Source organism: Microbulbifer okhotskensis, from assembly GCF_023895975.1.
GTDB classification, from domain to species: domain Bacteria; phylum Pseudomonadota; class Gammaproteobacteria; order Pseudomonadales; family Cellvibrionaceae; genus Microbulbifer; species Microbulbifer okhotskensis.
In genome coordinates this window covers 1-12,302 of sequence record NZ_JALBWM010000115.1, presented here as the reverse complement: position 1 = coordinate 12,302, position 12,302 = coordinate 1, and the positions used below count along the sequence as shown (strand labels likewise).

The window sequence follows — 12,302 nt, the reverse complement described above, 5'->3', positions numbered from 1 at the left end:
CCTTGCGCCACCATTCATTAAATGAACCCGGCCGGCAAAGATTGCGAACCTATTAGCCGTTTTCCCTTTAACCTCTAGCTCCATGGTATTTCTCCTAATTGGGTTTAGTGCAACGCCGCACGCTTAGTGCCATGAACTCCCTGGTGGAAGTCAACTTTGTCACCATCAATCAATCCCTGCAGTTTTGCCTGTAAATCGTGGCTTCTCGCTTTGCTGGTTCTATCCCTTCCTCTGGCGGTTTCCAGATTAGGCCAGCGCTTCTCCTTGTAACTTGCCATTGCAAGTCGTTCCACCGCGCTACGCTTATGCGTTACCACTTTATGGCTAACTGCCTGGACCCACCCCTGGGCATACAAGTCACCACGCCGTATTTTTGTAGCTCGCTTCAAGCGTTTATTCAGGCTGGAAATGTAGGTGTTTCGATCACTCTTTAGTTGCCGGCCCAATACTTCAAAGGCATAAGCAGCAATCTCTGGTGAACCATCCAGGCCGAAAAACTCAACCACCCCACGCCACTTGCCATTGTTAAATTGCGAGTGGTAAACCAAGTCAACACCAAAAGCCCCGGCAACCATATTCATCAATATGGCCATGTGAGCCGGCGGCGTTCTGCCACTATCAATAGCCGACGAGATATAGCTATCCACATCGCTGGCCGCCACATCTGCCTTGGAAATACCATACTTCTGCATTAGCGTTTGTGCCTGGCGTAAAGCGGTCGCAGCCTCGTTGGGGTTGCTTGATTTGGCCAGGGCCAGGCAACGCTTTATCTTCCTTAAAATTGTGTCCTCCATATCTCCCCCTAGACCGCAGCCAAATCCAAAGGCACCTGCCGATACTGAGCGCTTTTCCCTTTACGCTTGTACAGCCGTATATAAGTCGCTGTGCCAGCGGTATGGATAGAATCCCGTAGGGCCGTCATCGCTCTTTTCCAGCCTTCATCATCTATATCCAGGCGCAACAGTTCCAGAACCGCAGAGGTCTTTAATTGTCCCCGGCTGTCAGTACGGAAGGCTCTATCCACCAGTGCGCGGATATTCGCATTGGCCCCTTCGCTCCAGCGCAGAATGCAGTCGTCTATCAGGGCCTTGGCCGCTTCGATTTCCTCGGTAAACTGGTAACGCTCAGCGGTTGAGCGCACCAGCTTGTATTCACCGTCAAAAGTGGTCAGGGATACATTGCCTTTTTCGCCGCCCATCTTTACGTCATATTTCTCTGCAGCAATTGCCACCAGGTCGGCAACATCCGCCAGCGCTTTCTCCTTAAATTGCCCCAACGCCACATTCAGCTTTTCGGCAATATCAGCCAGTGTGCGCACTGTAGAGTCGCGCAATTTATCGTGCTCGCGCACCTGGTCTTCCGGCACCAGGTGTCCGGCGGCATTTAATAAAAACCCATCAGGAATCATTGGTAAGCTCTCCATTTGTTTTTTGGTGCCGCCACAACACCTGGCAGCCATACAGCTCGACACATCTGTAGTCCTCCCCACCAAACACCAGGCACTGGGGAGGTACTCCGGCATTGACAGGCCCGTGTATTTCAATCAACACGCGCCCCTCCTTAACTTGCATCCGCATCACACGGGAACCCCGAGCAGACAGCCACAACAGGCTTTGGCGTATCCGCTCCACTGCCGAGAAATACCCGCAGTTAACATCAAAGGTTTTCGCCAGCAGCGGTTGCTCCAAATCTGGATTACTTTGCAAACTGGTGATGCTTTAGCGGCTCAAAATAGTGTCCGTTGTTGCGCTGGCGCAGCTGCTTTACCTCGCCCTCAACCTTGGCCAGTGCATTCTCAATGCCCTGGCAGGCCGCATCGATGCGCTCAGCAGCAGACATTTGCGCGGGTAACAGTGGGCGGTAATCCCGCCCCATGATGTCCTCCCAATTAAGGAGTGGATTGCGGATAAACACCTGGAACTGCATATAGCGCTGCAAATTGTGAGCGGTGAATAATTCGCCCCAATACTCCAGCTGTTCCTCATTAATTAGCGGCTGCGGCATACTCGGGTTCCTCGGCTAGAATGTTGGAAATTTGCCCTAGCAACTCCTCCCAGGTACCCACCCACGCAATACGGCGCTCCCAATCAATCACCATGGGCAGATCGCTGGCCACCTCCACACCCATTTCCAACTGGCGACCGTTGATTTCCACTTCCGCAATCAGATAGCTGAGTATCTGCGCCCGGTTTTTCAGTTTGATCACTTTGCCTTTGCCCACGTTACACCCCCGCGATTAGGTCAGCGGTCAGCTGGGGCACACCCAGCGAAGCCGCTTCATTGAGTGCGGCGGTGAGCACGTTATGTACCGCCAGGGGATAGAGCACCGAATAATTCCCACGCGATAGCTTGTTGCGTAGTGCCTCCACCGCCGCATCATTCATCACCTTTTTCAGGGTGGTACCAGACAAGGCAAAGCGATGTTTCAAATACCCCTGCAGGTCCGCATCCAAGGGGCGCAGCGTCACCACCTCACAACGCTGCACTACCTCACGCACTACCGGGTTGCGCTCATCCAATTTCTGGCCCAGCTCGCTCTGGCCGATCAACACAATGCCCAGCAGCTTGGAAAAACCATCTTCCAATTCAAAAAACCGCTTTAGGTGCTTGAGAGTGGCCAGCGGAATTCCGTGGGCCTCTTCGATAACCAGCAGATGACGATTGCCTGCCCGGTGGGACTCGCGCAGTGCTTTGTGAACCTGGCGAAAACGTGCCTCACTGCTGCGCGGCACATGCTGGCCCGGTGCTACTGCGGAAAGGATGGCCTCTGCAATATGGCCAGACTTCAATGTTTTGCCCTTGTTCTCATCCTCTTCCATGCCCAGCACATAGGGCTCAATAATGATCACCGGCTCACTCTCGCGCTCCACCCAGCCGGTAAGATCGCGGCGCAGTGTGGATTTGCCAGAACCGGATTCCCCCACCAAAGCAATAAATCCCCCATGTCGCGCAACTTGTCGCAGGCTCTCACGCACATAGCGGGAATCCGGGGTTAAGAAAACCTCCTCGCTGTTTCGGCACTCATCAAACGGATCACGCACTAGGTTAAATGCGCGCTTCGCCGCCGGATTAATGGCCTGTTTGCGTAGTAACATAATGTCCTCCTCCAGATGGTTTTCTTTTTGTTTCTCTACCGGTGCTTTTTTCTTAGCGCGGCCTTCCTTCTCAAAGACTTCCTCACCACAATTCCCGACAGCCTTAAGAATCTGCTTCTTTAATTCTTTCTCCCGCTTTTTCGGCCAGATAGCGTGGTTGCAAATTTGCGCAACCGTGGCCGGTGACATTTTGATTTTTCGAGCCAGCGCGGACTGGGTCATGCCGCGATCTTTCAGTAATGTTTTGAGCTTCAACATGCGTAACCCTCCCTAGTATTTGTTGTGTTAAAGGCCGACCAGCTTTAATGAGGATTCCTGCCTGCGAGTCAGCAAATCTGAAATTTTGTCCAGCTCATCCTCTGCCACCCCCTCTGGGTAGCGCTCCTGCAGCCACTGGAAGTGCTCCGGCTGCCAGCGCTCCCCCATGCGTGAGCGCAAGCGCTTAGCCGCCTGCACGGTGTTAAGGCGCACGGCCTCCACCTTGGGCAGTGGTATATCCAGATCCAGATCAGTTCCGCGTTTAGGGATGTAATCGGGCAGTGGTGTATCGGTGATGGGTTTCATAGGATCGACGCGACCACCGAACGGTGCTGGCTGGACTTTGCGCTTCTCCGCCGCCGCCTGATCTGTGTCGGTTTCCATAACCATGCGCTCAATCGCTTTGCGCTCTTTATCCGCACGGGTTTCCGGCTGTGCCTTGTACTCCTCGCCCAGCATTGCGCCGCTTTGTAAAAAGCCGAATTGGTCGCGGGCTTCCGGCTCCAGTACCCGCATCACCTCGCGGCCGTCCTCGTTGGTATAGAGCACCTGCACCGCATCCTCACGCCAGGGGTTGCGGGTGACAGAAATGGTTTCCCCCACCAAAACATCCGGGATATCCCGCACAGAATAGGTTTTGCCCTGATAACTGATGGTTAATTGCGGGGACACCTTGCGGGATTCCGCCGCATGGATAGCCAGCTCACGCATCACCTGCGCATCCGGTGCCACCACCAACTGCTCGGGGGTAATACGCAGCCACACGGCATAGCGCGGCTGATCTGTGCGGCTGTGTTTTTTCTTCCCGTTGAACCAGCGCATCCACTGCCAGCCCTCGTTATTGAGCTCCTCCAGGGAAGTGGGCGGCCGGGTCATAAAGCGCAAGCGGCCCTCAAAGCTGCGCTCCACAATATCGTTGCCTTTTTCCACCTGGCCCTTGGCCCAGGGTTGGCCCGGCAAATTCACCTGCAGCTGCACACCCAGCGCCCGGCAGAGATTGCGGAATACCGCCCCGGTGTTAGCACTGCCGGGGTCCACCATCACCATGCGCGGAATACCGTGGAAGGGATCATCGCCACCGCGCTTTTGCGTTGCCGCGATAAAAGCCTCCACCAGATTTTTGCCGCTCTCCGCCCCCAACACGTAATGCACATAGATCACGCCGCTGGTGTGATCAGTAATTACATAGCGCCAGACCCGCTCCTTTTCGATACGGCGAATATTGGCCGGCTTGTTTTTATAGAACTTGGTTTCATCCATCACCTGCAGGCACTGGCCGGCCTTACTCGGCAAATAAAAGAGGACACACAGCGACGGATCTATTTGCCAAACATGGTTTGGGTGTTCAGAGCGCAAATGGGTTTTAGGGGTGGGCCGGGAAAGCTGGTCCGGGTGCAGCGCGTAGCGGCGCAGCGCGCGGCCGATACTTGCTGCACACAAAGGCATAAACTCTCCGGTTTCCTCATCAGTGCGGCCCGCACCGATCTCACCGTTAGAGCGCAGCACCTCCACCGCATCCTCAATAGAGGAAAGGCGCTTGCCCAGCTTGCGGCGGCTCTCCATCAGGTAAGCGCTGATCTTGCGCGCCTCCTCCAGTGTCAGCGCACTCGCCCCCGCATCGGCACGGCGCTTGCGCGCCGGTGCCACAATTACCTGCTTTAACTGCCGCTGCAGGGTGGCCACACTGATGCCCATCTCTGCCGCTGCAGCCGCATAAACCGGACCTTTCTTTCCGTGACCAGCCGCTTGGGCGTCGGCGGCCACAGCCTGCAGGCGCTCAAGCAGTGCGGGGTTCATTGTTCTGCTCCTTCCGTTATGCTTGGGCTCTTACCACAATGGAGATCGGGATATGTCCAATCGAGTAAACGCAAGGGAGCGTCAGATAGAGGGGCTGGAGCATCTTGTTGGCCTGTTACTAGCCTATGTTCAATACCAACCGAACTACTCTCCAGAGGATCTGCAGGCACTGATGAATGCACAACTAGTCGAACACATGGCGCGCGATGCGCACGATCCGTTTTTAGACCCCTTTGAACGGATTGAAGCAATGCTGCGATGCCATGAAGGCCAGCCAGTTCATCCAGACGACCAGCCCACAGAGTTTTACCGAGGGTTTCCCATGCCTTCTCTAAAGGTGCTTCAGGATTGGCTGTCCAAGCAGAAACCGCGCTGATTGCGCCGTACACCGCACGCAGGGTCACACCGTAGCGTTGAGCCAGTTGTTGATGGTTATTGCCGGTAAAATCTCGCCACAATAAAAGCATCTGGCCGAAGGTGAGCTGGTCCAACAAGGTGATCTCAGTCATTACCGGCCTCCAGCGTTTTAAGGCGGCATCTGATCGCATCATCCACCGCCGGCTGCAACCCATGGATATCCAGGGCAGTGCGGCACTGTTGCGCGGTGAATTCCTCCACCATTTCCAAGCGTTCTTCCACGGAGTGGCAGAAAAAGGGCTGGCCGCAGAGGCTGCCGGTGTAAAAGGGGTTTTGCTCTGGAGTCATCATGCCGCCACCTCCTCCTCGCTTTCTTCTTCCCAGGGCGCTGCACTTTCACTGCGGAAAACCCCCAGCACTTGCCGCACTTCCTGTAAGGCATCCTCCAGCTGATCCAATTGGCCGGCCATCCAACTGTCTACGCTGAACTGGTGAATATCCGCATGGTCTTTTACCTGGGTCAGCGCCTGCACCACCTGGCCCAGCAAAAGCGCCTCCACCTGGTAACAGTGATCCGCCGCTTCTGCGCGAATCTGTTCACTCTCCTGATCCGGGGGAATTTTTTTGATGCGTTTTTTCTTGGTGACCAACTCATCGAGCTTTTTGTTTTTATCGGCAATAACTGAGTCTTTAGCCTCGTTGTCTGCGCGGGCATCGCGCAGGGCCAAGCGCAATTCGCGGGTGCTCATGCGGTCGATATCATCTAAGTTCAGCCCGGCAACAGTCCCACCATCAGCCAGCTCAGCAAGCTCCTCATCATCCTCCAGCATCAGCTCATACAATTTTGTTTTGCCAAGCTGTACCAGCGCTTTGGATTGCTTGCCTAATTTAGGGGATAGAAATTTGGCAGCGGCCTGCATCATTCTTTGAGCAACTCGCTGATTTAGGCCCAACTCTTGTTCAATAATCTGCTGGAGCTCCCCGCGGGGCTCATGCTCTTTAATGACGATTAAACGGCGACCCGCTTCCAGCATCGCCTCGGCGCTCTGTGCCAGGCAGAAGCGGGCTTCATTGACCAGTCGCAGCCGGTCATAGGGCTGGCCATCCAAATACAGCTCGGTAATTTCGCGCGAATGCGCTTGGTGTTCGATAATCGCGTTCCTGCTCATAGATCACCCCTGTGCGCCGGCTATCACCCGGCGGTTGATTTCATCGATTTTTTCCTGCGCCCGCTGCATTTCCAGCGCGTGCCGCTGGGCGATTTGCAACATGCCCACACTCAATGCAAAGCGGCCGTCCTCGCGTTTTTCTGCCAACCCCTCATCAATCAACGCGGCCATAATGCGCGTGATAGCACTGGCATTGATGTCCGTAGCCTGGACCAGTTGCTGGTTGCTCAGCCCGGTCAAGGTGTGTCCTTTTAATGCCTTCAGAACCCGCAGCCCTTTGTGTAGAGCGGTTTGTTTACTCATGTCGGAACCCCCGTAGCCAAATGCCCTCGGCGGGACAAGTCGTAGTCGCTCACCACGCAAGTACCGTCATCATCCGGCCCGGCCCGTCCAGACCGACAAACTCGGGGAAGCGCAGATAGTTTTGTGCGGGTTGCCCCTTACCACGGCTAGGGATACGCTTTTGGAAGTAGGCCACCTGCTCAACTCCAAGGATGCTGCGATAAAAAATCTTGTCTCCACGTTTCAATTGGCTTGGTCTCATTCCTCATCCCCCAAATCCAATGGCAATTCCGGTGTGTGGAACTCCTCTACGTTGCGGTGGTGGTGGGCCAGGCCCTCCATCGCCTTTCTCAGTTCCGCCAGCGTTTCCGCCACATCCGACTTGCCGTTGTAAAAATCCACCAGCGTGGAAATTGCGCTGCTGATCTCTCCCTGTAGGGTTAAAACATCCGTGGCCGAGGCGGCTTTACCGCTGGGGATTTTCACCACCAGGTAACCACTGGAGGCAGCCAGCCAGCGGCTCACAAAGTCACAGCCGCATACCCGCTCATAAGCCGGGATCATTACCGCCGGCATACGGCCGGTTTGAATCCACTTGTACAGTGCCCAGTGATCCGCCAGCCCCATGCCCTCGGCAATGCGCTCCACGCTTAGGTTGTGGATGTCCTTCGCGTAGTCCTTGCACCACTCCAGCGCCTGGCGCAGATTGGTGGCCACCGCCTTATTCCAGCGGCGGCGTTTCCAGGCTTTGCTGGTCATTGGAAACCCCCAAAATCAGCCCTTCCAAACAAAGTTCTGTCTTGCATCTGGTGCAATGCTGTTGCGTTATGTGTAAATAACGGCATCATTCACACAACTCAGGGAGAATGCTTGTGGCGCTTACCCAGGAAGACATGGCAACCATCACCCAGCTGATCCGCACAGAAACCGAGCCGCTACGCGCCGAATTAGACGCGGTAGACGAATGGGCCAATGGCCTGTTTCTGGCGCTGAAAGACGTCCTGACACCGTTGCTGAAACGTCATCCAGACGTGGCTGCGGAACTAGCCCCCCGCTGGCAAAAGGTCGTGGAGGAGTTTCACCGTACTGAGGGCGGCCGGCTGGAGGCACGCAAGATGCTGTACGGCCAACTGGCGCTTGTGAGTGTTTGGCCAGGCGTGGACTCTTCGGCCTTTGCCGAAGAGTCCATAGAGCGAACTCGCGGGCCTCGTCCTCGCTGAGCAAGCACTTGCCGTTCTTGCGGGTGGACTCGATCCGAAGGGCCCGGACCGTCTTGCCGATCAGGCGGGCATCCGGGATAAATCCGTAGTGGTCACGTTGCGGAGCCTGCGCTCGCTGCCATTGGGCACCGTGCTCAGTGGCCAAGCGGCAGCACACCCCTTTGTCTGTGTGCAGTACTTCCAGCAGGTCGCCGGGCTTGGTGCCGGGCACAAGGTAAATACCGCTGCCTAACTGAAAAACGCCATCGGCGTTAATGCGGCGGATTTGTGTGGCTCTGTCCATGGGGCCTCCTAAGCTGCAGTGGATTGACTGTCGGTATCTGGATCAGCTTTGATGCCGAGTGCCACAGCGATTTCATGGGCACGGCCATAGCTGGCCTTGTCGAAAGAATTGAGAACGCGGTAGACCGCATTGCGCCGGTAGCCCCGTTCCTCTGCCCATTGGGTAATGGTCAGGCCCTGGGCGCGGAACTGCGCCTTAACCTGGTCTGGGGTCAGTAACTCTTGGTCGGCCATAGCGGTGGCCCTCCTTGTTGCTGAATGATGTTGTGTGAATGTGTAGACAATGATAGGTGCAGAAATCTGCACTTGTCAACGGTGAAAGTGATGAATTCTGCCTTAAAAATAGGGGAGCGTTTACGTGAAGAACGGAAACGGTTGAAATTTACCCAGCCAGAGCTTGGTGAATTGGTCGGCGCATCAAAGAGAACGGTTATCGATTGGGAGAAAGGCGTCACTGCACCTAACGCTGTTCAGTTAGCTGCTCTAGAAGACGGCGATATTGATATTGGGTATGTAATAACGGGACGCCGTACAGAAGTATCTTCTGCGGGTTCTGATGAAGAGTTGGAATTACTAGCACTTTATAGGGCTGCGCCAATTCAAGTAAAAGCTGCGGTACTTGGGGCATTAACAGCCGGAAATGCCTCGCCAGAAAATAAACCCAATGTGTCTGTTACAGGAGATGGCAACAAGGTGGCTGCTGGTGACTTCCATGATTACGCTCCTCGTAGAAGGAAGCGATAGCAAGCAAATACGTCAGCGCTGACGTATTTGGGTATTTAACGTGCCACAGATGGCCCCGTACAACTAGCGTAATGCTTTGTAATTTGGCTCGTGGCGACAATAAATAAGAGGTAAGAGCAAGCGTTATCCCAACAGAGCTGGACACAGGGAAAGAAACCGACAGTAGCTGTCCAATACTGGGAGGGTTTTCCTTTTAGGGGCTTCAGGCTTTTTTATGCTCAGTATTTCCAGGCATAAAGATTGTTGCTAAATAGTGCAAAATTGTGGGCGTTGTCACGCAATGGGTTTTTACATATTGTTTAGCGCAATTCCGTTTTATGGCGGATGTTGGGGGTAGCCATGGAGATTAGAGGTAACCACAACCGGGTAGTAGGGGGAGATATCGTCTACGAGATTCACCTGGATGGCGAGGCCGCAGAAAAGCTGGCCAATCGTTTACTGGCGGCACTGGATGATGCCGCTTCGGGCATCAGGGTGGTATTGCCCGGCAACAATCAGTTTTACCTAACCACAGGGCAAAGCCCTGATAATCCCTAAAAACGTAGTAACCACATGGAGGCTGTTATGCGTTCCCGTTTAGCCGTTGTACTCGGCGCACTGATTATTTCTACAAACACCACTGCTGCTGAATATGGTCAGCAGAAGTCTCTGAGCTTTCACCCGTTTGTCTCCCTAAATACGGGGTACAGTAAGCTTGAACAAACCCAGGATTACCGGGTAATTGGCGCTGATGAAGATGGCAACCTGTCGGAGTTTAGCTACTTTAAGCTGAAAAATTCTGATGGTGAAATCTGGAACAATATTGCCTTTGGTGCAGACTTCGAAAATTACCCTCTGGAGCTGCGTATCAGTTACGGCACCATTGGCTCAGGTCAGTCTGACTATCTGGAGTTTGTGGAAGAAAATGTACTCACTGGAACCGAGACCGTAGTGGAGCGCTACGAAGGCAACCAGGATTATGATTTAAATATACTGTCCCTTACTGGGGTTTTGGAGTTATCCAGAAATTGCAGTAAAGCCTGCTTGTACCTGCTCGGCGGAGTTAGTTATGGACAGTTGGACTGGTCTCTGGCGATTGATGAGGTGATCGCGGGCGAGAGCTTCCGCAAATCCAAAAGGTTCTATAAAGACTTTTTCCACTACGGTGCAGGCTTCCGCTACGCCTTTACTGATCACCTCCGTATGAACACCGAATATATTCGCCACAATATCGGTGAGTTTGGTGATATACGAGTATCTGAGGGTAGACGTGTGGAATTCGATATGGATGACTTCAGCCTATGGCAGGCAGGGGTTTCCTACACTTTTTAACGCTACCTAATCCGGGCACAGTTTCCCAAATACTGGAAAGTGTATTGATGAAAAAAAACATCGTAAAATCTGACCAGGAATGCTCAAAGGATTGATCTGTATATGTTATCTCGCTTATTCGCCTCTCGTCAGCGCCCCTTTATCCCCCGTCGCCACGAGCGCGAAAGGGTTGCTATCGATCTCTCCGGCAGTCGCCTAGCATTTAGCTTACCGCTCAACGCCTGCCATGACAGCTTTGCAGACCCCAGCCAGGAGCCGCCGCAGAGCGTCAATATTTTTGATAACAGCAACTACTTTGATGATAGTAAACGAGAAGAGTGGAAGCGCGAGGGTGTTGCCCGGCAAATACTAATGAAGCGCAGCTGGGAGCTGTTTGGCCCTATCTGGCGTAGCCGCCCCATTGGGTACATATCATTTGTACTAACACTAAACCGTCACGACGCCCTGCCCGAAGATATGAGTTGCCTTAACCCGCAGCACTTTGAGCAGGTGATTATACGTGCTTTATATTACAATGGACCCTGTCAGCCCAACCACAAAGTACAGCAGGCTCCGGTGAACTGGCAGCTGCATAAGCTGGACGGGACTACGCCGATATTTTTTGAAAAGCATCAGCAACACTCACCAGAATCACTGGCTGAGTGCCCCTTCTACGATACACATTTCTCCAGCTTCTTTTTTATTCCCTTGGACCAACGCCACTATATCTACTTTGTTTTCAACTATCTGGGCTATGCCCCTGTCAAACCCTGCCTAAAAGCCATGAACAGCATTCGAGATTCCGTTTGCGACAGTGTCGAGCTGCAACTCGGGGCCGATGCCAAAACACAATTATCAAGGGTTCAACAACAGTGGCCGGGGGCCAAGGCCAGCGCTAAACGCGATATTGAACCCTGGGTTTACCCGGAATGGTACGAAACCGATGATTTCGAGGGGAAAATCATTATCACCAAACCCGGCAGCCCGCCGCCGACTTGGCAGGCATAGGCTATTCAGCCGCACTTAGGACCAGAAAAAACTGAACTATCACAGGCAAGGAGCCATTGTGAAAATCATTATCAAACGGGGAGAAACTCCCAATATCAACCGGAATGTCTATGTACATCCAGGCCACGCAGAAACCTGGGAACAGCTGAAGCGCGAGCACCCCGGTAACTACTATAAAACCAACCTGGTGCGGGCGCTCTACAGCCTGGCGATTACTCCCGGTGGTCGCGACAACGGCCCCAAAACCCTAAAGCTCGATGGTGCCCAGTTTCACTATCAGATACACAAAAACGGCGATATTCTGGTGTATGGACTGGAAATCGACAGCTCGGTTTCCGCTCCGGTAACGGACCAGACTACGGGTTTGTATCGTGTGGATAGAGATGACTTAGAGAATAAATGGAAAACTGACTCAAGGCGTAGAAATACCATGAGGCACGACCACCGCTGGGGTAATGCCCACTATGCGGCGGTCAGCGGTAAATTTGATAATAAAGAAGAGGCTGGTGAGTTATTAATCAACCATATTCTCCCCGCCTATAAGGCCGCATTGAGCCCCAGGGATTTGGAGGGTGACGATAAACACTATTCCCTGTACTGGCAAAATGGCCAACACAAACAAGCCCACAATGCGCAATCACTGGCGGCGCTGATCCAGCAGGCACAGGCCAATGATGCACGGATTAATTGGCTGGTACATGGTGAGGGAGTGGGTACTTTTGTGCAGGCCCTGCAAAGCCTAGCCAAACAACCGGGTATCAGCAGCCTGGTTGCCAATGGAAAAGAGCTTTCCAACCAGA

General features: G+C 53.7%; 20 protein-coding genes and 1 pseudogene. 6 read left to right on the top strand and 15 right to left on the bottom strand.

The genetic code is table 11. The annotated features are described in order from the left end of the window. Positions 1-104: 104 nt before the first annotated feature. The 7 genes from MO867_RS18105 to MO867_RS18075 are packed head-to-tail and all read right to left on the bottom strand — an operon-like array spanning position 105 to position 5,150. Entirely contained in the window at positions 105-794 is a 690-nt protein-coding gene (locus tag MO867_RS18105; protein WP_252471788.1) for a DUF2786 domain-containing protein, read from the bottom strand. Positions 795-802: 8 nt separating this feature from the next. Then, the gene (locus MO867_RS18100) at positions 803-1,408 is read right to left on the bottom strand and encodes a DUF3164 family protein (protein ID WP_252471786.1); all 606 of its coding nucleotides are present in this window, start codon (positions 1,406-1,408) and stop codon (positions 803-805) included. Beyond that, on the bottom strand, positions 1,398-1,706 hold the full coding sequence (locus MO867_RS18095) for a hypothetical protein (protein WP_252471784.1): 309 nt from the start codon (positions 1,704-1,706) through the stop codon (positions 1,398-1,400). The genes MO867_RS18100 and MO867_RS18095 overlap by 11 nt, the downstream gene beginning before the upstream one ends. Further along, positions 1,696-2,004, bottom strand: a complete 309-nt coding sequence (locus MO867_RS18090; protein ID WP_252471782.1) for a hypothetical protein — start codon at positions 2,002-2,004, stop codon at positions 1,696-1,698. The genes MO867_RS18095 and MO867_RS18090 overlap by 11 nt, the downstream gene beginning before the upstream one ends. Continuing rightward, complete coding sequence (locus MO867_RS18085; protein ID WP_252471780.1) at positions 1,985-2,221, bottom strand: hypothetical protein; 237 nt, start codon at positions 2,219-2,221, stop codon at positions 1,985-1,987. Before MO867_RS18085 ends, MO867_RS18090 begins: the two co-directional genes overlap by 20 nt. Before the next feature lies 1 nt (position 2,222). After that, positions 2,223-3,353, bottom strand: coding sequence for an AAA family ATPase (locus MO867_RS18080; protein WP_252471778.1), 1,131 nt, complete (start codon positions 3,351-3,353; stop codon positions 2,223-2,225). A 27-nt stretch (positions 3,354-3,380) separates the two neighbouring features. Next, positions 3,381-5,150, bottom strand: coding sequence for a TnsB C-terminal domain-containing protein (locus tag MO867_RS18075; RefSeq protein WP_252471776.1), 1,770 nt, complete (start codon positions 5,148-5,150; stop codon positions 3,381-3,383). Positions 5,151-5,202: 52 nt separating this feature from the next. Between MO867_RS18075 and MO867_RS18070 the strand changes: the two genes are divergently transcribed. Further along, a complete protein-coding gene (locus MO867_RS18070; protein ID WP_252471774.1) occupies positions 5,203-5,526 on the top strand; it encodes a bromodomain-containing protein in 324 nt (107 codons plus the stop codon). Between the two features lie 31 nt (positions 5,527-5,557). On the opposite strand, the pseudogene MO867_RS24090 reads toward MO867_RS18070, so the two are convergent. The 8 genes and pseudogenes from MO867_RS24090 to MO867_RS18035 all read right to left on the bottom strand — a co-directional run. Next, a pseudogene (locus MO867_RS24090) lies at positions 5,558-5,617 on the bottom strand (hypothetical protein); the annotation flags it as partial. 34 nt (positions 5,618-5,651) lie between these two features. Further along, positions 5,652-5,858 carry a hypothetical protein gene (locus MO867_RS18065; RefSeq protein ID WP_252471772.1) on the bottom strand — a complete coding sequence of 69 codons (207 nt, stop codon included), beginning with the start codon at positions 5,856-5,858 and terminating at the stop codon, positions 5,652-5,654. Beyond that, positions 5,855-6,676, bottom strand: coding sequence for a DUF3102 domain-containing protein (locus tag MO867_RS18060; RefSeq protein ID WP_252471770.1), 822 nt, complete (start codon positions 6,674-6,676; stop codon positions 5,855-5,857). The genes MO867_RS18065 and MO867_RS18060 overlap by 4 nt, the downstream gene beginning before the upstream one ends. A gap of 3 nt (positions 6,677-6,679) precedes the next feature. After that, the gene (locus MO867_RS18055; protein ID WP_252471768.1) at positions 6,680-6,979 is read right to left on the bottom strand and encodes a helix-turn-helix domain-containing protein; all 300 of its coding nucleotides are present in this window, start codon (positions 6,977-6,979) and stop codon (positions 6,680-6,682) included. Positions 6,980-7,028: 49 nt separating this feature from the next. After that, positions 7,029-7,220 carry a hypothetical protein gene (locus MO867_RS18050; protein ID WP_252471766.1) on the bottom strand — a complete coding sequence of 64 codons (192 nt, stop codon included), beginning with the start codon at positions 7,218-7,220 and terminating at the stop codon, positions 7,029-7,031. Beyond that, complete coding sequence (locus tag MO867_RS18045) at positions 7,217-7,717, bottom strand: hypothetical protein (RefSeq protein ID WP_252471765.1); 501 nt, start codon at positions 7,715-7,717, stop codon at positions 7,217-7,219. Before MO867_RS18045 ends, MO867_RS18050 begins: the two co-directional genes overlap by 4 nt. A gap of 144 nt (positions 7,718-7,861) precedes the next feature. Continuing rightward, a complete protein-coding gene (locus MO867_RS18040) occupies positions 7,862-8,461 on the bottom strand; it encodes a hypothetical protein (protein ID WP_252471763.1) in 600 nt (199 codons plus the stop codon). A gap of 8 nt (positions 8,462-8,469) precedes the next feature. Next, entirely contained in the window at positions 8,470-8,694 is a 225-nt protein-coding gene (locus MO867_RS18035; protein WP_252471761.1) for a DNA-binding protein, read from the bottom strand. Positions 8,695-8,784: 90 nt separating this feature from the next. Between MO867_RS18035 and MO867_RS18030 the strand changes: the two genes are divergently transcribed. The 5 genes from MO867_RS18030 to MO867_RS18010 all read left to right on the top strand — a co-directional run. Further along, positions 8,785-9,204, top strand: a complete 420-nt coding sequence (locus MO867_RS18030; RefSeq protein ID WP_252471759.1) for a helix-turn-helix domain-containing protein — start codon at positions 8,785-8,787, stop codon at positions 9,202-9,204. 339 nt (positions 9,205-9,543) lie between these two features. Next, positions 9,544-9,741, top strand: coding sequence for a hypothetical protein (locus tag MO867_RS18025; protein ID WP_252471757.1), 198 nt, complete (start codon positions 9,544-9,546; stop codon positions 9,739-9,741). Between the two features lie 27 nt (positions 9,742-9,768). Further along, positions 9,769-10,515: an outer membrane protein gene (locus tag MO867_RS18020; protein ID WP_252471755.1), complete on the top strand. Its 747-nt coding sequence runs from the start codon at positions 9,769-9,771 to the stop codon at positions 10,513-10,515. Between the two features lie 102 nt (positions 10,516-10,617). Then, positions 10,618-11,502, top strand: a complete 885-nt coding sequence (locus MO867_RS18015; RefSeq protein ID WP_252471753.1) for a hypothetical protein — start codon at positions 10,618-10,620, stop codon at positions 11,500-11,502. Positions 11,503-11,560: 58 nt separating this feature from the next. Beyond that, on the top strand, positions 11,561-12,302 hold a 742-nt coding region (locus tag MO867_RS18010), incomplete at its 3' end, for a hypothetical protein (protein WP_252471751.1).

Bases quoted from the DNA above. Each gene is read 5' to 3' on its own strand.
- MO867_RS18020 (WP_252471755.1), top strand. From the start codon at position 9,769: ATGCGTTCCCGTTTAGCCGTTGTACTCGGCGCACTGATTATTTCTACA.
- MO867_RS18060 (WP_252471770.1), bottom strand. From the start codon at position 6,676: ATGAGCAGGAACGCGATTATCGAACACCAAGCGCATTCGCGCGAAATT.
- MO867_RS18025 (WP_252471757.1), top strand. From the start codon at position 9,544: ATGGAGATTAGAGGTAACCACAACCGGGTAGTAGGGGGAGATATCGTC.
- MO867_RS18090 (WP_252471782.1), bottom strand. From the start codon at position 2,004: ATGCCGCAGCCGCTAATTAATGAGGAACAGCTGGAGTATTGGGGCGAA.
- MO867_RS18050 (WP_252471766.1), bottom strand. From the start codon at position 7,220: ATGAGACCAAGCCAATTGAAACGTGGAGACAAGATTTTTTATCGCAGC.
- MO867_RS18045 (WP_252471765.1), bottom strand. From the start codon at position 7,717: ATGACCAGCAAAGCCTGGAAACGCCGCCGCTGGAATAAGGCGGTGGCC.
- MO867_RS18105 (WP_252471788.1), bottom strand. From the start codon at position 794: ATGGAGGACACAATTTTAAGGAAGATAAAGCGTTGCCTGGCCCTGGCC.
- MO867_RS18030 (WP_252471759.1), top strand. From the start codon at position 8,785: ATGAATTCTGCCTTAAAAATAGGGGAGCGTTTACGTGAAGAACGGAAA.
- MO867_RS18100 (WP_252471786.1), bottom strand. From the start codon at position 1,408: ATGATTCCTGATGGGTTTTTATTAAATGCCGCCGGACACCTGGTGCCG.
- MO867_RS18055 (WP_252471768.1), bottom strand. From the start codon at position 6,979: ATGAGTAAACAAACCGCTCTACACAAAGGGCTGCGGGTTCTGAAGGCA.
- MO867_RS18035 (WP_252471761.1), bottom strand. From the start codon at position 8,694: ATGGCCGACCAAGAGTTACTGACCCCAGACCAGGTTAAGGCGCAGTTC.
- MO867_RS18080 (WP_252471778.1), bottom strand. From the start codon at position 3,353: ATGTTGAAGCTCAAAACATTACTGAAAGATCGCGGCATGACCCAGTCC.
- MO867_RS18075 (WP_252471776.1), bottom strand. From the start codon at position 5,150: ATGAACCCCGCACTGCTTGAGCGCCTGCAGGCTGTGGCCGCCGACGCC.
- MO867_RS18070 (WP_252471774.1), top strand. From the start codon at position 5,203: ATGTCCAATCGAGTAAACGCAAGGGAGCGTCAGATAGAGGGGCTGGAG.
- MO867_RS18015 (WP_252471753.1), top strand. From the start codon at position 10,618: ATGTTATCTCGCTTATTCGCCTCTCGTCAGCGCCCCTTTATCCCCCGT.
- MO867_RS18065 (WP_252471772.1), bottom strand. From the start codon at position 5,858: ATGATGACTCCAGAGCAAAACCCCTTTTACACCGGCAGCCTCTGCGGC.
- MO867_RS18040 (WP_252471763.1), bottom strand. From the start codon at position 8,461: ATGGACAGAGCCACACAAATCCGCCGCATTAACGCCGATGGCGTTTTT.